Origin of the sequence: Aeromonas sp. 600774 (assembly GCF_049175075.1) — a bacterium.
GTDB classification, from domain to species: domain Bacteria; phylum Pseudomonadota; class Gammaproteobacteria; order Enterobacterales; family Aeromonadaceae; genus Aeromonas; species Aeromonas veronii_A.
On record NZ_JAAKUJ010000011.1, the window covers coordinates 118,214 to 137,113 of the forward strand.

An 18,900-nucleotide genomic window follows, 5' to 3' on the forward strand; every position below is an offset into this window, starting at 1 on the left:
AGGATCCTGCATGTCACACACCATTCACGGTAAAAAGAAGCTGCTGGCACGGGTACGTCGCATCAAGGGGCAGGCGGGCGCGCTGGAGCACGCACTTGAGCAGGAGAGCGACTGCGCCGCCATTTTGCAGCAGATCGCGGCCATTCGTGGTGCCGTCAACGGCCTGATGCTGGAGGTGCTGGAAGGGCACATGCGTGAGCACCTGGGCGCCGAAGAGGCGACCCCGGCCGAGCGGCTGGAAGATCTGGATCAAGTAGTGCGGGTATTGCGATCCTATCTGAAGTAAGGCCGGTGAACGAGGCTGAGGGCAACCCCGCATCATCCCGTTTACGGCTGTGCGGCGTCTGCCCGCCAGCCCCCGTCCCTTTCGGGCTTGAGCCACCGCCAGCTTTGCGCCATGATGTCCAGCCCGGCTGACCGCCGGTTTTACTGGACAGTCAATTTCAAGGACCCCCCATGTTTGAACACGTCGATGCTTATGCTGGCGACCCCATCCTGACCCTGGTCGAGACCTTCCACAAAGACACCCGCGAACAGAAGGTGAACCTGGGGATCGGCCTCTATTACGACGAGCAGGGCCGCATTCCGCTGCTGCCGTCGGTGCAGCAGGCCGAAGCCCAGCGCGCTGCCGCCCCGGCGCCGCGTCCCTACCAGCCGATGGAGGGTGCCGCCAACTACCGCACTGCGGTGCAGCACCTGCTGTTTGGTGCCGACCATGAAGCGGTCAAGGCGGGACGTATCGCCACCATCCAGACCATCGGTGGCTCCGGCGCCCTGAAGATCGGCGCCGATCTGCTCAAGCGCTACTTCCCGACCTCCGAGGTGTGGGTCAGCAATCCCACCTGGGACAACCACAAGGCGATGTTCGAGGGGGCCGGCATCAAGGTGCATGACTACCCCTACTACGATGCGGCCACTGGCGGCGTACAGTTCGATGCCATGATCGACTGCCTGCGCAGCCTGCCAGCCAAGAGCATCGTGCTGCTGCACCCCTGCTGCCACAACCCGACCGGGGTGGATCTCTCCCGTGCCCAGTGGGATCGGGTGATCGCACTTGTGGTCGAGAAGAACCTGATCCCCTTTATGGACATCGCCTATCAGGGCTTCGGTGACGGGCTGGAAGAGGATGCCTATGCCATTCGCGCCATGGTGGCCGCCGGCGTCAGCTTCTTCGTCAGCAACTCGTTTTCCAAGAACCTCTCTTTCTACGGCGAGCGGTGCGGCGGCCTGTCGGTCATCTGCCAGGATGCCGAAGAAGCCAGCCGCGTACTGGGCCAGATGAAGGCCACCGTGCGCCGCAACTACTCCAGCCCTCCCACTCACGGTGGCCAGATCACCGCGGCTGTGATGAGCCAACCCGAGCTGCACGCCATGTGGGTCGATGAAGTGACCGAGATGCGCACCCGCATCAAGGCCATGCGCCAGAAGCTGTTCGAGGTGCTGAGCGCCAAGGTGCCGGGCCGCGATTTCAGCTACTTCATCAACCAGCGCGGCATGTTCAGCTACACCGGCTTCACGCCGGAGCAGGTTGACAGACTGCGCGAAGAGTTCGCCGTCTATCTGGTGCGCTCCGGCCGCATGTGCGTGGCGGGCCTCAACAGCCGCAACGTCGACTACGTGGCCGACGCCATGGCGGCTGTGCTCAAGGGCTAATCCGCACAAGCCCCGCTTCGGCGGGGCTTTTTTGTCTTGTCTCTTCCCTTCGCTTGTGGAGTACTTATGGATCTGATCGCTCTCTCTCGGCTGGGAGGTCGCCATCTGGTCACCCTGCATCTGCTGCTAGACAACCAGAGCGTCACCCGCACCGCCGAGCGGCTCTGCACCACGCCTTCTACCGTCAGCAAGACCCTCAACCAGCTGCGGGATCTGCTGGGGGATCAACTGCTCTATCGCCAGGGCAACCAGCTGCTGCTCACCCCCATGGCCGAGCGACTGGCTCCCACCCTGCATCGGCTGCTGGGGGAGCTGAACGGCCTCACCCGCCAGAACGCCTTCAACCCCCAGCAGTGGCAGGGCAGCTTGCGGCTCGGATTGCGCGAGAGTGTGATGACCTGGCCGGTGGGCCCCATTCTGGGTCAGCTGATGCAGGAGGTGCCGGGTATGGTGCCGGAGATCTGGAACAAGGATGAGCAGGGGCTGGAGGCGCTGGCAGCGGGCAAACTCGACTTCGTCATCCTGCCCCATGACCAGAGCCAGCCGTTACCGCGCCAGCCTGGGCTGGTGTGGGAGACCCTGCGGGAAGAAAAACTGGTCTGCCTGTTACGCAAAGATCATCCGGCGCTCGCCAAGCCCTGGGATCTCGATGCTTATCTGAGCTGGCGCCATATCGCCATCCGGGATCAGGAGCTGGCCAACCCCTTCTTCGAGCAGAGTCTGGCCCAGCAACAGGTGCGTCGCCAGATTGGCGCCACCCTGCCCGATTTTGCCAGCGCGGCGGCCCTGCTACCCCAGACCGATCTGATCCTCACCGCCATCGGTGGATGGGCGGCCTGCATGGCCAGTCAGCCGGATCTGGTGATGCGCCCGGCACCGTTCGATTACGGCAAGGTGAGTCACAGTCTGGTCTGGTATGGCCCGGCCGGTGATGGTTCGGCCCGCCACTGGTTCCGCCAGCGGATCCTGCAACTGGGTCGCGAGCTGGTCGAGCCCTGAGCCAGGTGACAGCGAGAAGAGATGGATGTTTCGCCACGGCGAAACATCCATGGCAATGAGGGATCAGGGACGTTTGGTATAAATGGGGCTGGGGAAAGAGGCGACATTGCTACCCAGATCAGTAATGCGGGCAGCCCCCTGCTTTTTCACCTGATCGATGCGCAACACCTGATGCATGGGGATAAGGGTGTGATGCACATCGGCAAATTCGCTCTTGAGCTTTTCATGGCTGGGATCGACGATAAGCGCCGTGTGATTGTCCCAGACAAAATCGGCGATCTCGATAAATCCAAACAGTTGGCCCTGATTCACCTCGCGCACATAAACCTCATAGCGCTCGTTGTGGCAAATAAACTGAACCCGATATAACGCCTTGCTTTCACTCATGATTTATCTGTCGTGGAGGGTGGACGGATGGGCAATATCATAACGAGCCACAAGGTCCCCTCCAATAGACAGAAGTCACAGTTGTTTGCTTTTACTGCACAACCAGGGAATCGATTCGCCCCTTCAGATCAAAGGGGGCAAGGTCACGGCCCCCACTCCAGCAGCACGTAACCGATTCGCCAGCCACTCCAGCTCGCTGCGGGTCGCGTCTGACCAGCGACTCGCCTCACCACGTACCCCATGATGACGAAAACCATTGATACGGATAGGTACTGGCCCCAGCCGCAGCAGGAAAGCGGCGAGCTCCGCGTCCAGCTCACCGCTCTTATCCAGAAAATCGCTCTTGCCCGGCACATGGAGCAGCCGCAGTTCGGTCAGCTTACCGTGACGTGCCAGCAGTTGCAGAGACGCCAACACCCGCTCGCGACCATAGCCGGTCAGCGAATGATGCACCGTGTCACGCCACCCCTTGAGATCGAGCATGGCGCCATCGAGCACCGGCAATAGCCGCTGCCAACCGCTCTCGGCCAACGAGCCGTTGCTGTCGAGCAGGCAAGTGAGATGAGCCAGATCCGGCGCAGCCTTGATGGCGGCAAACAGCGCAACCACGAAGGGAAGCTGGGTGGTCGCCTCACCACCGGAGACGGTAATCCCGCTGAGCAAGGGGCTGTAGCGGCGCAGCAGGTCCAGCACCTCGGTCACCGTCATGGTGGCAATCTTCGGATTGGCGCTGCGCGGGCACGCATCGAGACAAGCATCGCAATCGGTGCAGAGCGCCGCCTGCCAGCGCACGCTGCATTTCCCGGGGCGGCCCTCAGTAAGGGTCAGCGCACCGCTCGGGCAGACAGCAATACAGTCACCGCAATCGTCGCACAGCCCTATGGTGTGCGGATTATGGCAGCCGGGGCAGCGAAAGTTGCAGCCCTGCAGAAACAGCACCAGCCGGTTGCCCGGCCCGTCAACACAAGAAAAGGGCAGCACCCTGCTCACCAGGGCGCTGCGTGTTGGCAAAACATCAGCCATCGGTGCGAACTCAATACTCGCAGATGGTCGATTCGTGGGCGACTACCCGCGGTGCTCGCTGACGAATGGCGGTCACTTCACTCGCCTCGGCCCCGAGACAGGTGGTCTGCAAGCGCGAGCCTTCTTCTGCGAAACGAGCCACATCGCTCTTGCGGATCATGTAGCCGGTCACCCGCACCAGATCGCTGTCGGCCACGTTGGCGGTGAACTCGCGCATACCGATGGCGAGCGCCCCTTTGCAGAGCTGCAACAGCGCCTGCGGGTTCTGGCGGATGGTGGGATCCAGGGTCAGGATCTCGCTGATCCCCGAGTGGTAATAGCTATGGTGCGGCGCCAGCGCCAACACATGGCTGGCGGGATCCGGCTCATGACCATAAGGGATGCGCACCCCGGGAGTCACAGCCACATCGATGCTGAGGCCACCCTGTGAGTGCAGCAGCGCGCGCCCCCCCCAGGCGTGGGTTTGCGGCGTCGCAGTGACATATTCCGAGAGCTGAGCCGAGATGCGATAGCCAAGCTGATTCGCCTCGTCGTCGTGTCCATAACGATCTGGCAGATTCTCTTTATCCATCAGGATATTCACCGCTTCCGCCATGCCGTAGATGCCGAACATGGGGACAAAGCGCTCCTCATCCAGCAGCCCCTCCTTGACCAGGAAGCAGTCGAAGAAACCGGACTCCTCGTGCAGGAAGGCGGCTCTCGCCTCGATCAGTTGCGAGGCCAGACGGCAGTAGTGGGGCAACAGGCAGCCGAGGAAATCATCTATACCCTGAGCCTGCTCGGCGACCCGCTTGAGGGAGATGCGCACCAGGGTATTGGCGCCACCCGCCTGCGGCAGGGCGTTGTAGCAGCTGACGATACCAAAACCACGCTGGTCGAAGGTATCGCGATGGATCGGGTAGTTGGCGATGTGCGGCTTGCTGCACTCGGCAATGTTCTTCACCGCCTGCAGCAGCAGATCGTCCGGGGTCTGCTCCGGATCGTGGAAAAAGGTGAGGTTTGGCGCCACCTGCTTGAGCTCGTTGTCGATGCGCAGGATCAGGCGGCAGATCCGGTTGTCATCGGGGCCGATGTTGACGTGCATGAAGGCGTCCGGCAGCACCCGGTCCAGATAGACCCAGAACCCCTTCAGCTTGCGATAGAGAGTCTCGTCATCCAGTTCGCCGACGAAGGGCAGCAGCAGGTGGTCGAGCCGCCCCAGCCAGACCGGCATGCCGGTGACCGAGGGGACATGGTGATAGAGGATGCGCAGGGCATCGAGCGCCTCGTCGAAATCCTGCGGCGCCGCCAGCTCCAGCCAGGGAGAGCCCTGAGTCAGGAATTTGTCATAGTCCGGCAGTACATAACGTGGCTTGTAGGGGGCGTGCCCTTCGAACATGTCGCAGATAAATCCCTGCGTCATCGCCTCGGCGACTGCAGCAGGCAGGTCGGGGTAGGGCAATGCATTCTCGGCAGCCAGTGCCAGTGCATGGCTCTTCTGGGCTGCGGAGAGATGGGGATCGCGCACAATGCGCTGACAGGTTTCGGTCAAAGACATGGGACACTCCTTCACGGACAGAGCCCATATCCTCACCATTTAAAGGCCTTTTTTGAAGTGACATTCATGACATGACGGATGTCGAATAATGACATCCATTACACAAGATCACGACTCGCGTTTCACCAAGGCAAGAGCTCTGCTATGCCTCCCAGCCAGCGCAGCAGGAAGAAGCCCCCCATTCCGCCCACCACCACAACCAGAGTCGGCAGCCGCAACAGGGTCAAGAGCATCACCCACAGGGTGGCGGCCAGGTAGTCAGGATCCCAGTCAAGACCTATCCCCGGCTCGTAGCTAAAGACGATGGGCAACCAGATGGCGGTCAGCACCGACTGGGCCGAGAAGCCGAGAAACGCCCCCATCTCGGCACCCGGCTGATATCGGGTCAACCGAGAAAAGAAGGCGAAGCGGTTGAAAAAGGTGATCAGGGCCAGCAGGCCAATCATCAGCCAACTCACGCTACCTCCTCATCCGGTGCAGCACATAGCCCACCACCATGCCAGCCAGAGCCGAGACGATGATGTGGATCTCCGCCAGCAGCGGCTTGGTAAGTAACGCTGTGCCGCCGCTCACCAGAGTGGCCGCCACCATGGGCAGGTTTTTCATGGCGGGAATGGTCATGGCGATGAAGGTGGCCGCGATGGCAAAATCCAGCCCCATGCTGTCCAGCCCATCGATGTACTGGCCGGCCGCGATGCCGAGCAGGGTCGCCAGATTCCAGAACAGATAGAAGACGAATCCTGCGATGAGCGCGTAGGCCGGGTCAAAGCGGCCGCTGCGCTCCCGGTCTTTCAGCGCCACAGCGAACATCTCATCGGTCAGGAAAAAGGCAAGGCTGGCCCGCCAGCGCAGGGAAAGCGGCAATACGTCACGGCGGAAGGTGAAGCCGTAAAGCAGATGCTGGGAAGTGATCACCATGGTGGAGCCCATAATGGGCAGCAGGGGCGTGCCCGCCCCGAACAGGGTAGTGGCCGAGAGCTGGGCGGCTCCGGCGTAGACCAGCAACGACATCAGCTGAGCCTGAAGCGGACTCAGCCCTGCCTGCAACGCCAAAGCGCCACACAGGATCCCCCAGGGGATCACCGAAATGGAGAGCGGGAGCATATCCAGTGTGGCGCGCCACCAGAGCATCCCCGTTCGCTCGGGCAAGCTCGTTACTGACATCATGTGATCTTCCTTGTCACAGCCAAAGCGAGCCGAAAAAACTAGCACGGGACAGCAAGCGCTGTCACGTCATCACTGGCGGGAAATAAAACGCCCGCGGAGTCGCGGGCGTGCACAAGGGGATCAGGGCTCGATGACGATGGGCGTACCCGGGTCAACAGCGTTCCACACCTCATCCAGCTCGTGGTTGAGCATGGCGATGCAGCCATTGGTCCAGTTGGAGGGCTGAACCCTGCGGTTGCCAATGCTGTTGCGCTGGCCGTGGATCATGATCATACCACCCGGACGAACACCCAGTTCATTGGCACGCTTGATATCATCCAGGTTCGGATAGTTGATATGGATGGCTTTGTAGTAACCGGAATTGGTCTTCTTGTAGTCGAGGGTGTAGCGCCCTTCCGGCGTACGCTGGTCCCCTTCCTGCTGCTTGTGCCCCTTGGGCGCCGGGCCCAGAGCAATCCAGTAGCGCTTCAGTTCTTTGCCATCCTTCATCAGGGTCAGGCTATAGGTCGACTTCTTGACCACCACCAAATCGGCTTTTTCGGTCAAGGCAAAACTCAATGCGGGCCAAAGCCCCAACAAACACAGTAATACGGCTCTCATTCCATCCCTCGACAAGCCTCTGGTGCGGGCTTTTCTTGTTACCAGATCATCTGAACGATGCCCGCCGAGCGGCGAGCGAGCGCCATGATATTGGATCGCCATCAATACTCAATAGACCCAATGAAACATATCTTGGCGGTGAGAGGTGAATGGCCCATGAACGGCCTTCGCTGATATGGCCAATTGATAATAAAAACAAAAAGATAGCTTATATTTTCTGGCTGGCCATGAGGCCTCTGATCGGTAAATATGAGCATTTGAACCTGATTCAGGATGACATCATGTCTCTGTACTTCTTGCCGAACTCTTCGCTGCCCCGTCTGCTGCTGGCCAGCGTCCTGCTCTTGTTGACCGGCACAGCCGGAGCCGAAGAGCCGCGCTGGCTACGCGAACCTGCCCTCTCTCCCGATGGCACTCGGCTCGCCTTTACCTGGCAGGGGCGAATTTTTGTAGCCAGTGCCGAGGGGGGGCCCGCCACAGCGCTCACCGGCAGCGGCTACCTGAGCCAGCGCCCCGTCTGGTCGCCCGATGGCAAACAACTCGCCTTTGCCGCCAATCTCTATGGCAACGAAGATGTGTTCGTGGTGCCCGCCAGCGGCGGCGAGATGGTGCGCCTCACCCGCGATTCGCGCACCGATCTGCCGCAAGCCTTCAGCGCCGATGGCAAACGGCTGTTGCTGAGCAGCCAGCGCCCGGGCTCGGCTACAGCCGATCACTTCATCGCGGAAGGGGTTCAGTGGGGCGCGCTCTACTGGACGCCGGTTAGTGGCGGAATGCTGCAAGCGGACTTGCCGCTACCTGCCACTCTGGCGCGTCCGCACGGTGCCAGATTGGCCTATCAGATGCCAGCCATGGATCAACCGTTTCGCAAACACCAGCGTTCATTTGCCGTCTCCCGCCTCTGGCTGTTTGATGGCAAGCAGCATAAGCAACTGACCGAAGATCGGATTGCGGCCACCGATCCGGTCTGGAGCGACAAGGGGGATGCTCTCTTTTACCTGAGTGAGCGCAGCGGCGATTTCAACGTCTGGCGCCGGGATCTCGCCAGCGGTACAGAGCTGCAGCTCACCCACTATCAGGGTCACCCGGTCAGGGGGTTGAGTACCTCGACCAAGGGGGATCTGGTCTGGTCGTGGCAAGGGGAGATCTATCGCCTCGACGCGGGCAGCAATACTCCACGCAAACTGCTTATTCAGCCGCAGATAGCCATCGAACCCGATCAACTCGGCGTATCGTCCGGGATGGCAGATGACATGGTGGTCAGCGAAGAGGGAGACGAGCTGATCCTGACCAGCGAAGGCAACCTCTACGCCGTCAACCCTGGCCGAGAGCGGGTGCGACAGCTCACCCATTCCCCAAGCGAACAGTCCAGTCCGCTCTATGCAGAGCAAGGTGGCTCCCTCATTTACCTCTCGGAGCAGCAGGGACACGCAGCGCTCTACCGGCTGAGCAAGGAGGATCCCGAGCGGCTGTTCAGCGCACCGGGTACCCTGACCGAAAGCCTGCTGCTGGCCATTCCCGGCAAGGGGATCAGCCGTCCTGTGCTCTCCCCGGACGGCAAACAGCTCGCCTTTGTGGTGGATGGTCAGGCCATCCATCTGCTGGATCTGGCGAGCAACCAGCAGCGGGAGCTGGTCCCTGCCAGCTTCAATCCGTCACGCCACGAGGTCTCTCTCGCTTTTGCCCCCGACTCCCGCCATCTGGCGCTCACCTTCCGCCCCGACTCGGCTCAGCAGGAGATCGCCGTCATCGATACCGCCAGCCCCGGCGCGGTACCGGTCAATGTCAGCCTCAACGGCTATCAGGATAGCTCTCCCGTCTGGAGCCAGGATGGCGCTATCCTCTACTGGCAATCGACCCGATATGGTGTGCTGGGGGCCGATGGCGAACCGCTCGGTAACAATCTGCTCGGCCTATACAGCAGTCGCGCCGCCAAGGCCGACTTTCTGGCCGAGCGGGAGGCTCCCAAAGGTGGCTACGGCTTCGAGAGTGAACGACTGGGCCATCGCGAGGCGCTGCAGCTACTGCCCACCGGGGTACTGCTGACCAGTCGCATCGTTGATGACCAGCTTATCTATCTGGTCGAAGAGGCTGGCGACGGTGATCAGAGCGAGATCAAAGGTTATGCCCGGGATCTGCGCAAAGGTGATACCCGGGTGCTGTTTGCCGAACAGCCAGGCCCGGTACTGGCCAGCCTCAACCGGCAAGCCACCCTCGCCACCCTGGTTCGGGAGGGGGAGATCACCCGCATCGACCTCAACTCAGGCGAGATCCACAGCGCCCCCTTTGCCCTGCAAAACCAGCTGCATTGGCGAGCTCGTATGGCCGCCGCCTTCGATCAGATCACCCGGCTCACCCGGGACGAATTCTATCGGGACGATATGAACGGGGTGGATTGGGACGGCTATGTCGCCGCCTACCGCCGCCAGTTGTCGGGCATCGGCAATCCCCGCGACTTTGGCAACCTGCTCGCAGAACTGGCTGGCGAGCTCAATGTCTCCCACACCTGGGGCAGCGGCCCGGCTCCCTTCCCGCGCATGGCGGACGAAACCGCCAGCCTGGGGGGGTACTGGCAGGATGACGAGCAGGGGGTGACCCTCACCGCCCTGCTGGCAGGCGGCCCGCTGGACCAGGAGAGCGACATTGTTCCGGGCTCCCGTCTGCTCGCCATCAACGGCCTCCCGATTGCCAATCTGAGCGATCTGGATCAGGCCCTCAACCAGCAGGCCGGCAACCGGCTGGTACTTACCGTTCAGCCACCGCAGGGCAAGGCAGCGAGCGAGCTGGAGGTGACCGCCATCGATCTGCAGCAGGAGTATCGGTTACAGCTCGACAACTGGGTCAGCAAGCGCCAGGAGCTGGTGGCCACCCTGAGCCAGGGCCGCGTTGGCTACGCCTACCTGCCGGAGATGAGCAGCGCAGCCTATGAAGAGCTGGTGGCACAGGCCCTTGGCCGGCTACGTGACTGCGAGGCCTTGATCGTCGATGTGCGCTTCAACAAGGGGGGCTACCTGGCCAACACCCTGGTGGAGTTTCTGACCGGCAGCGGCAGCACCAAGGGAATGGCCAGCAGTTGGCCACGTCAGGGTAAGGGTGAAACTGATGCCGCCACCCGCCAGTGGACCAAGCCCTCGGTGGTGCTAGTCAATGCAGGCAGCTACTCGGAGGGTTCCGCCTTCCCCGAGTACTACCGCACCCTCAAGGTCGGCCCCATCGTCGGCGACCCTGTACCCGGCACCGGCACCATGGTCTACGCCCACGACTCCAGACTATTTCCGGGGCTCGCCTACGGCATTCCGACACTGGGGCTGCGCAAGCCGGACGGCACCTTCTACGAAAATCAGGAGCTGATCCCGGACCTGCAGGTGCCGCTAACCCCCGCCGATATGGTGGCCGGACGCGACCCGCAGCTGGAGGCGGCGGTACAAGCCGCCCTCAAGCAACTGCCTGCGAGCGCCAAGTAACAGCACCCATCGAGCTCAGCGAAAGCGAAACAGCTCGCGATGCAGATGCCTGTCCGGCAACAACCGGGCCAGGGCATCTGCCATCCCCTCCGGCCCGCAAAACCACACCTGCTCGGGCGCATCTTGCGCGATGCGGGCCATATCCAGTCGCCCGGCTGCCTTGTCCAGATGCAGCTGATAGCGAACGCCGGTGCGATGACAGAGCTCGGCCAACCGCTGGTGGTAGACAGCCCCCGCCAGATCCGGCGCGCACTGGATCAGGGTGATCCCCTCGCCGTGCTCCCCACGGGCAGCCAGCCCCTCCAGCCAGGCGACAAACGGGGTGATGCCGATCCCGGCACCCAGCCAGAGGGCTCGCCCTCCTCCCTGCGGGGCGACAAAAGCACCATAGGGGCCGGTCACCACCACTCCATCCCCGACGCGCGCCTCTGCCACCAGCTGACGGGTATGATCCCCGAGCGCCCGCACCGCGATCACCAACTGGCGCCGATCCGCCGACACCCGCACTAGGGTAAAGGGGTGCGCCCCCTCCTTGGCATCAAATTCGAAGAAGGCAAACTGACCCGGGCGGTAATGGGCGAGCGGCCGCTCCAGTTGCATGGTCAGCTCGCAGGTGTGATCCGCCAGCGCCCGCACCGCAATGACCCGGCCGGGATGGCGCTCCCGCGCTCCCACTTGTCCCAGCAGGGAGTAGAGGGCCCCGATAGCTCCCAGCCCACCGACAAACCAGATCGATACCCCCACCGGGGTCATGGCCCCAATCTGAGGCAGCAGGCAGAGCCCGTGACACCAGCCCGCCAGATAGATGAGCGGGGCCAGCCGGTGGATCAGTCGAAAACGGCCATAACTCACCAGTGCCAGCAAACTCAGCACCACCAGCGCGATCAGCAGATAGAAACTCCACTCACCCAGGGTATTGCCAAGGGCATGGAGCGAGATGCCATTGCCTGCTCCGGCACCCACTTCGGCAGCGCTGGCCCCACGCCGGGCGGGACGACTCAGCCAGCCTGCAGAGACCGCCCACTTGGGCACCTCCACCAGCAGCCAGTGGGCAGTCAGTACCAATGCGCCGCCGACGGCCGTCTGGCGGTGCAATCGCAACATCCGATCCAGACCACCACACCACACTTCCAGCTGCGGCAAGCGTAACGCCAGCAACAGCGAAATGGCCATATAGGCCATCCCCAGCAGGCCGGTCAGCAGCAACATCTCATGACGCCAGGGCCACACCCCGTTGGCGTCCCCCGCATAACCCAGCCACCAGACCCCAACCGCCAGCAGTGGCAGCAGCCACCACACCCGTTTGCCCGTCATAACATCCCCCCTGGTTACATCGCTGCAGGACCTCATCTACCTGCTGATGGCGCCATTACACAGCCAGCCGGTCACAAGACTTTGCCACAGGGAGAAGCTTGTGTGGCAATGTGTGACAAACAGCAACAACAGAGGGCTCCGGAGACCCCCTGCTCAATCGGGCTGCTCCCTGTTCATCAGAAGGGTGGTTGACACTCTGCTGGCAAAGGGAATCAAATGGGGATAATTAATGGCTGCGGTGGCAGCACAGACCACCCCGACCGACCACGGACAAGGAGAACCCGTTGCTTACCTCTAACGAAAGACGCTTCTGCCCAAGCTGTCAGTGCGAAACCAGCCATGTCGTGGTGCTGGTCGACAAATCTTTTGGCCAGCAGCCGACACCGGAGCAAAAGCGCAAAGCCTTTATCAAGGATTTCATTACCGGTTGGGCTGCGGGCCCCTTTCTGGCCAACATGGATCGCTTTGAACGACATGCCATCTGCGAACATTGTGGAAATAAAGTCATTGATGAATGACAGAGCAGGTGCAAAACGGAAAACAGCAGAAAACGGCCCTGCCGTGAGTGACACCGCAGTGGGACACCCGCGCAGGAGAAATGCATTGCCCTTAAAGCAGCAAGCGATCATTTTTACAGCATGAGGGGTCGGCTGGCCGCTCATGCTCACGGTGCTTTCGAGGCCGTGCGCTTGCCCATCAGTCGGTGCAGCAGTTTGTTGTATTTGGCCCAGGAGTGGATCAGCAGGAAGATACCAAACAGCAGGACCAGAAACAGTTGTCCCACCTCGGCAGCATCGAGTGAGCCAATAAAGCTCTCGTTCTCATCCGTCTCCAGATAGTTGAGCCAGGGTTGCAATGCCAGAAACAGCCACCCCCCCCAGGTCACCAACAGGATCAGCAGATCTCGTAGTCGGTACTTCCAGCTACGCCGGGTGCCGTTGCTGATGATCATCTCTTTCGCCAGCTTATGTTTTGTCACGGAACGACTCTCCCCTATCAGGACTTTCCCACACGGCCAGCTGGCCACGACGACGCAGGATCGCCCTAGGCACGGCTACTACCACGGTCACCAGATTGAGCAGCCAGTAGATGAGCGGATACCAGACGCACCAGATAAAGCTGCGAGCCATGCTCTTGTCATAGTGGTTATCGATAAAGATGCTGACCCCGAACTGCAGCAGACAAATCGCGGTCATCATCACCCCGGTCCACTGGAACAGGTGACCCACCGCCAGCCCGCTCAGGTCCGGCTCAATGAGCCAGACCAGCGCAAGCAGCAACATGCTGTAGCACCAGGCAACGCTGGAGAGATACTCCAGCAGTAGTAGCCAGAAACGGCGATTGCGCCAGCGCATTGCCTGCAACCCGTAACGCAGAAACACTTCAGCCCCTCCCTGAGCCCAGCGCAACCGCTGCTTGTAGAGACCACGCACCGTCTCGGGCATCAGTACCCAGCAGAGTGCCTGCGGCTGATAGTGGATGAGCCAGCCCGCCAGCTGCAGCTTCCAGCTGATATCGATGTCCTCGGTCACCATGTCATTGCTCCAGCCACCGACGGCTTCGACTGCCTGCTTGCGAAAGGCCACCACCACCCCGGAGACGGTGAAGACGGTGCCGTAGATCCGCTGGGCCCGCTTGATGAGTCCGATAATGGAACTGAACTCGCCAGTCTGGATCTTGCCGATAATGGTGGAGCGGGTGCGTACCCGCGGATTGCCGGTGACCGCCCCGACCCTCGGGCTCTCGATGAAGTGCTTCACCATCCAGCGCACCGCGTCATAGTCCAGCACCGCATCCCCGTCGATGCCAACCAGGATCTCCCCGCTGGCAATCGCCAGCCCGTTGTTGAGCGCCATCGCCTTGCCCTGGTTGTGCTGATGGAGCACCATCAGACGCGGATCCTGCTGCGCCAGCCGATCCAGCCGCGCGCCGGTGTCATCCTTGCTGCCATCGTTGATGGCCAGCACCTCGAAATCGGGATAACGCTGACGCAGCAAGTGACCGATGGTCTCCTCGACATTGGCCCCCTCGTTGTAGCAAGGCACCATCAGGGTCACCCTGGGGTAATAGGGAAGTACCAATCCACGTTTTGCCAGCGCGATATCACGCCGCTCCCACTGGAAGTAGTAATAGAGACCGCCACAGACCCACACCATTGCCATCAGACTGGGATAAGCCAGAGTAAAGATGGCTATCCCTTCGAGAAAATCCTTCACCGTATCGCCTCCCCATGGCTAGCCGTGGCGACATGGCCAGAGACCGAGGTGACCGACAACCGAGTCGGCTGGGGCTGGGTCTGCACCGAAAAGACCGGCTTGAGCACCACCGGATCCGGCTGGTTGTTGTGAAAATCATCCGGGTAGTAGCCAAAGTTGGTTACCCCCTTGCGCTGAATGATTTCCATCCAGCGGGCCAGCTCGGCATCGGGGATGGGTTGATCGGTACGCCAGTTGCGACTCTGCAGTTCGAACACCAGTCGATTGGCCGGCACCTGTGCCAGCGAATCCTCCGCCAGCTTGGCCAGCCACTCATCGGGGTTTTCCGCCTGCTCCATATAGGGCATCGCCATCACTGCGGTGTAGTCATAGGCCTTGGCAAACGCAGCCATGCTCTGGGCAAACCACTGTTGGGATTGCGGCTCGGTCACCAGTGCCGCATAGATGTTGCGGGCAGTCTTGAGCCCGTCGGCTCCCCCCTGCCGATAACGGGCTGCTGCATCGCGCAGCGCCATGGTGAACTCGATAAGCAGATCGGTCTTCTGCTCCCCTTGCGCCTCTAGCGCATCCGGAGTGCGCGCCAGCGGCATCGGCCCCTCGTAGTCGCTGAGGAAGGCATCGTCATGGAACAGCAGACCGTCGAACTTGGTGTAAAAACCGAGATCCTCGTAGATATCCAGCAGCAGCTGACGGCTGGCAGGATCCCATGGCGACAGGCGCAGATACTGTCCCTTGGCCGGGGCACCGGTACGACTGTCGGTAACATAAGCGTGGTTCGGACCCATGTCGTAGGCCATCACCGGCATCCAGGCGAACACCTTGACCCCGGCCCGGGTCTTCAGCTGCCAGGCCACCCGGTTGAAGAGATCCGCCTTGACCGGCATATGGCGGTTGGGGAAGTAGAGCGCCTCCGCCACCCCGTCACCGTTGTCATCGGCATAGGCCTGCAGATAGACGGTGGTGATGCCGTAACCCTTGATCCGGTCCAGCAGCATATCGATGTTCTTGTTCATCTGCTGCGGGTCCTTGTCGTAGACATAGTCGAGATCCACATGCACCAAGCGCTCCACCTGCCGCTCCCAGGTATTGCCCCCCATGATCTCGTCCAGAGTTTCGAGGCTGGTGTCCTCCTCCAGCAGGTAGCGGCGTACCGTGTTGCCAGAGTCACTCAGCTTGTTGAGCCCTTCCGCCAGCGTGAAGGTGTAGGGCATCCCGGCGGCCCCCGCCAGTTCCAGCGCAGCCTGGTTGAAGGCGCCGTAGGGCCAGACCAGGATCCGTGGTGCCCGACCGGTCTGCTCCCTGAGCTGATGGGCCGATGCGTCGAAATCAGCCTTAATCCGCGCCCGATAGTCGGCCATGCTCTCGTAGCCATGCTGGCTCCAGCCTGCGGTTGTGACCGCTGGCTGCACGTTGCCCTGCGGGTTGGCGAGTAGCCCGTAGTGGGAGGTGAAGGTGTGGGAGGCCAACTCCACCAACCCGGAGTCCTGCATCTCGCGGATCTGCGGCCAGCTCACGAAGTAGCTGCGTGGCAGCTTGTCATTGCCGTACGGGACCATCTGGTCATCGGCTACGTCCAGCCAGCTGCCCACCAGCGCAAAGACCGCCGGGTAGTTGTAGAGCTTGAGCAACGGATAGACCAGCCGGTAGAAGCTCTCATAGCCATCGTCGAAACTGAGCAGGATCGCCTTCTCTGGCAGTGGTGCTTTACCCGCTTTGGCATCCAGGATCTGCTGGAAGCTGACCGGGTGATAGCCCTGCTGTTTGATCCAGTTGAAGTGGCGGATCAGGGTGTCGCGCCGGATGGTCTGGGGGTAAAGCTTGAGATTAGGGGTCAATTTCAGGTCGACGATATCGTGGTAGCAGAGCACCACATAGTCATCGGGGTGCCGAGCCGCCTGTGTCAGCGAAGGCAACAGTGCAAGCAGCAAAACAAAAGAAGCAAGCCAGCGTCTCATCACATGAAACTCCATTGCAGATTGGCGAAGATGAAATTTCCGAACTCCGGGTTACCGTCATAAATGGCCTGACGGCGGCCCAGGCCATAACCCAGGCTGAGGGCGGGAGAGAGGATCCAGTCGTGGCGGTAGCTGAGCTGCCACCCCTGATCGCTGCCATAGCCCTGCTGCCAATAGTGGTTGCCACTCATGATCAGGCTCTGCAGCAGGAAGCGACGCCCATCCAGCGGCAGCCGATAGCGCCCCGCCAGCTCCAGCTCCAGATTGCGATCCTGCAGGGGGTTGAAGTAGTCGACGTCTACCACCTCGTTGCGAGAAGTGGCCCCGCGCAAGGTGGTATCGAACCACCAGCGATCACGACGCCAGAGATCCTGACGCAGCCAGCCGGAGACACTCAGCCGCCGGTTGCCATCGCTGATATCCATCCGTTCCAACCGCAGCGCCCCTTCGCGGGTCTCGTCCTGACGCCACCCCAGATCAAGCTGGTATTGATCGGCGTAGTTGCCGCGCGCCAATGCCCGCAGCGGGGTGTCGGCACTGTTGAGGTTGATGGCTGTGCCCAACGTCCAGCGATCGTCCAGCCGCCAGTCGATGCGACTCCACAGATAGCCTTTGTGGTTGAGCTCGCTGCCCGTGCCCCCCTCCAGCGTCAGTTGCAGCGGGTAGAAAAAGATCTCGGCCCCCAGCCCGGTATAGGCGGCACGTTCGGGCTGCAGATCGAACTCGCCAAAGCTACCCTGACGACGGACAAACAGCCGATCGCCACCATCAGTGCGAGCGCTGTAAAGGCGGCTGTCGTAGCTCCAGTCACGGCTGGCCTGTACCGAGCCCCCTTCATTGCGACCATGGGTCAGGTCGGTGACAAACTGCGGGGCCTGTTCCAGGGTCAGCCGCTGCTGCAACTCCTGACGATCGCGGGTCAGGTTGCCAAGGGCACGCACGGCCTGCGGCGTGCCCTGCCAGTCGCCCCTGTCGAGCCGGGCGTTGAGGCGACCGGACTCGGCCAGCACAGCACGTCCGGCTGGCAGCCAGCGCACCGCCTGTTCATAGGCCTGCTCGGCCTCGTCGGAATGACCCCGCCAGCGCCGAATATCCCCCAGTTGCAGCCAGAGCCATGGGTTGGCTGGCGCGGTTTGCAACCACACTTCCAGCTGTTTCTCTGCTGCACCCGCCTCACCACGCCAGGCCTGCAGCAGGGTTTTCAGCTGCAATACCTTTTCGTAGTCGTCGTTGGCCATGCGCATGTTGCCGGTGAAATCCCAGCGAGTCGGCGGCTCCTGCCAACCAGCCAACAGCCCCTGCGCCGCGCCATAACGTTCGCCATCCGAATAGGCGTAGAAGCGCTTCTCCAGCAGCCGCTTGTCGTTGGCTCGCGCCGGGGTCGCCAGTTGTTGGTAAATCACGGAGGCCTCATCCACCCGTCCCAACCCGGCCAGCGCATCGGCGCGCGCCTCCAGCACATAGTCAGGCAATGGCCCCTCGGCCTGCAGCGCGGCGGACTCCTGCTCGGCCCGGAAAAAATCGCCCAGGGCCACCAGCGTCACCACTACATCGCGGCGAACACTGGTGTAGAGCACATGATCGTGTGGCGCACGTGCCAGGATCCTGTCCTGCAGCGCCAGCGTACGGGTAAGGGAGCGACGGGCCAGCGCCGGATCCTCGGTCTGGGCCGAGACCCGCAGTAGATTGACCGCCTGGTAGTAGTCGAGCCAGAGCCGGTCGACCGGTTTGAACAATTCGGGATAACGGCCCATCAACTCCGCAGCGGCAGGACCCGCCCCCAGACTCACGGCTACCCGATAAAGTGCCAATACCTGCTCGTGATTATCCGGTTCCAGCTCCAGCCACTGCTGGCGAGCCAGCAGCTCGCCCATGGGATCTTCACTCTGACGGGCGGCATAGATACGGGCATCAAGGATCGCCTGATCGCGGCCAAAACGTGCTTCATAGTCAGCCGCTGCGCGGCGGGCCAGCTCGCGGTTTCCCTGATCGCTGGCGGTGAGAAACAGTCCGAGCCAACCATTGCGGTTGGCAGGATCACGCCCCTGCAGGATGCGGTAATAGCTGATCGCCTCGGAATAACGCTTCTCGTCACGGGCGGCACGGGCCACCCCTTCCAGCGTGATGTTGCTGATGGGACTGAACTCGCACGGCTCGCAGGCGGCCAGCGCCCCCTTGCGGTCGCCACGCCACAACTGCACGGCTATCAAGTCATCAAGCACTTTGCCATCACCACTCTGCCGATAGAGGGCATCCAGCCCGTACGCCGCACCATCCAGCTCCCCGGCTCGGGCCTTGAGCACCCAGGCTTCGCGAGCCCTGTCTATCTCACTGGCGCACACCAGCAGGGGTAACAGCGCCAACATCAAAAAGATGCGATTCATTCGCAACATACCACCCATAACAAACGCTGGTCATATCGTCCCTGCACGGCCATACGGATATCCACACCCGTCCGCTCCTGCTGGATAACAAGAGAACTTCCTGACGTGTGTGCTGATTTCGAGGGTGAAAGGCGGGCATGAACAGGCCAGCACCTTTCCTATGTGCGGCCCAGCCATCTCGGGGGGAAGAGATCTGAAGCT

General features: G+C 61.5%; 16 protein-coding genes. 5 read left to right on the plus strand and 11 right to left on the minus strand.

From position 1 onward, the window contains the following. Positions 1–10: 10 nt before the first annotated feature. The 3 genes from G5171_RS13550 to G5171_RS13560 all read left to right on the plus strand — a co-directional run bounded on the left by G5171_RS13550 (position 11) and on the right by G5171_RS13560 (position 2,652). Entirely contained in the window at positions 11–286 is a 276-nt protein-coding gene (locus G5171_RS13550; RefSeq protein WP_005343089.1) for a metal/formaldehyde-sensitive transcriptional repressor, read from the plus strand. A gap of 170 nt (positions 287–456) precedes the next feature. Continuing rightward, entirely contained in the window at positions 457–1,653 is a 1,197-nt protein-coding gene (locus tag G5171_RS13555) for an aromatic amino acid transaminase (protein WP_288727298.1), read from the plus strand. Between the two features lie 66 nt (positions 1,654–1,719). Then, the gene (locus tag G5171_RS13560) at positions 1,720–2,652 is read left to right on the plus strand and encodes a LysR family transcriptional regulator (RefSeq protein ID WP_005343087.1); all 933 of its coding nucleotides are present in this window, start codon (positions 1,720–1,722) and stop codon (positions 2,650–2,652) included. A gap of 63 nt (positions 2,653–2,715) precedes the next feature. Here the strand turns inward: G5171_RS13560 and G5171_RS13565 are convergent, their stop codons facing one another. From G5171_RS13565 to G5171_RS13590, 6 genes are all read right to left on the minus strand, one after another. Beyond that, positions 2,716–3,039: a DUF1820 family protein gene (locus G5171_RS13565; protein ID WP_005343086.1), complete on the minus strand. Its 324-nt coding sequence runs from the start codon at positions 3,037–3,039 to the stop codon at positions 2,716–2,718. A 123-nt stretch (positions 3,040–3,162) separates the two neighbouring features. Beyond that, positions 3,163–4,062 (minus strand): YjjW family glycine radical enzyme activase, encoded by a 900-nt coding sequence (locus tag G5171_RS13570; RefSeq protein WP_421244421.1) that lies wholly within the window; start codon positions 4,060–4,062, stop codon positions 3,163–3,165. Between the two features lie 10 nt (positions 4,063–4,072). Beyond that, a complete protein-coding gene (locus G5171_RS13575) occupies positions 4,073–5,599 on the minus strand; it encodes a YjjI family glycine radical enzyme (protein WP_421250963.1) in 1,527 nt (508 codons plus the stop codon). Positions 5,600–5,721: 122 nt separating this feature from the next. Beyond that, positions 5,722–6,057: an AzlD domain-containing protein gene (locus tag G5171_RS13580; RefSeq protein WP_108541394.1), complete on the minus strand. Its 336-nt coding sequence runs from the start codon at positions 6,055–6,057 to the stop codon at positions 5,722–5,724. A 1-nt stretch (position 6,058) separates the two neighbouring features. Further along, positions 6,059–6,766, minus strand: a complete 708-nt coding sequence (locus G5171_RS13585; RefSeq protein WP_216979548.1) for an AzlC family ABC transporter permease — start codon at positions 6,764–6,766, stop codon at positions 6,059–6,061. A gap of 120 nt (positions 6,767–6,886) precedes the next feature. Continuing rightward, positions 6,887–7,366 (minus strand): L,D-transpeptidase family protein, encoded by a 480-nt coding sequence (locus tag G5171_RS13590; RefSeq protein ID WP_005343080.1) that lies wholly within the window; start codon positions 7,364–7,366, stop codon positions 6,887–6,889. 281 nt (positions 7,367–7,647) lie between these two features. Between G5171_RS13590 and G5171_RS13595 the strand changes: the two genes are divergently transcribed. Further along, positions 7,648–10,830: a S41 family peptidase gene (locus G5171_RS13595; protein ID WP_421260315.1), complete on the plus strand. Its 3,183-nt coding sequence runs from the start codon at positions 7,648–7,650 to the stop codon at positions 10,828–10,830. Positions 10,831–10,845: 15 nt separating this feature from the next. Here G5171_RS13595 and G5171_RS13600 read toward each other — a convergent pair whose 3' ends face one another. After that, on the minus strand, positions 10,846–12,144 hold the full coding sequence (locus G5171_RS13600) for a ferredoxin reductase family protein (protein ID WP_216979550.1): 1,299 nt from the start codon (positions 12,142–12,144) through the stop codon (positions 10,846–10,848). Positions 12,145–12,428: 284 nt separating this feature from the next. Between G5171_RS13600 and G5171_RS13605 the strand changes: the two genes are divergently transcribed. Then, positions 12,429–12,662, plus strand: coding sequence for a hypothetical protein (locus G5171_RS13605; RefSeq protein ID WP_005343077.1), 234 nt, complete (start codon positions 12,429–12,431; stop codon positions 12,660–12,662). 146 nt (positions 12,663–12,808) lie between these two features. Here G5171_RS13605 and G5171_RS13610 read toward each other — a convergent pair whose 3' ends face one another. Genes G5171_RS13610 through pgaA form a run of 4 tightly spaced genes read right to left on the minus strand, consistent with a single transcriptional unit; the run spans position 12,809 to position 18,699 of the window. Then, positions 12,809–13,123 (minus strand): hypothetical protein, encoded by a 315-nt coding sequence (locus G5171_RS13610; protein ID WP_005343076.1) that lies wholly within the window; start codon positions 13,121–13,123, stop codon positions 12,809–12,811. Continuing rightward, positions 13,110–14,360 (minus strand): poly-beta-1,6-N-acetyl-D-glucosamine synthase, encoded by a 1,251-nt coding sequence (gene pgaC / locus G5171_RS13615; RefSeq protein ID WP_421250960.1) that lies wholly within the window; start codon positions 14,358–14,360, stop codon positions 13,110–13,112. The genes G5171_RS13610 and pgaC overlap by 14 nt, the downstream gene beginning before the upstream one ends. Beyond that, positions 14,357–16,315, minus strand: coding sequence for a poly-beta-1,6-N-acetyl-D-glucosamine N-deacetylase PgaB (gene pgaB, locus G5171_RS13620; protein WP_421250959.1), 1,959 nt, complete (start codon positions 16,313–16,315; stop codon positions 14,357–14,359). Before pgaB ends, pgaC begins: the two co-directional genes overlap by 4 nt. Beyond that, positions 16,315–18,699 carry a poly-beta-1,6 N-acetyl-D-glucosamine export porin PgaA gene (gene pgaA, locus G5171_RS13625; RefSeq protein ID WP_421250958.1) on the minus strand — a complete coding sequence of 795 codons (2,385 nt, stop codon included), beginning with the start codon at positions 18,697–18,699 and terminating at the stop codon, positions 16,315–16,317. Before pgaA ends, pgaB begins: the two co-directional genes overlap by 1 nt. Positions 18,700–18,900: the final 201 nt, after the last annotated feature.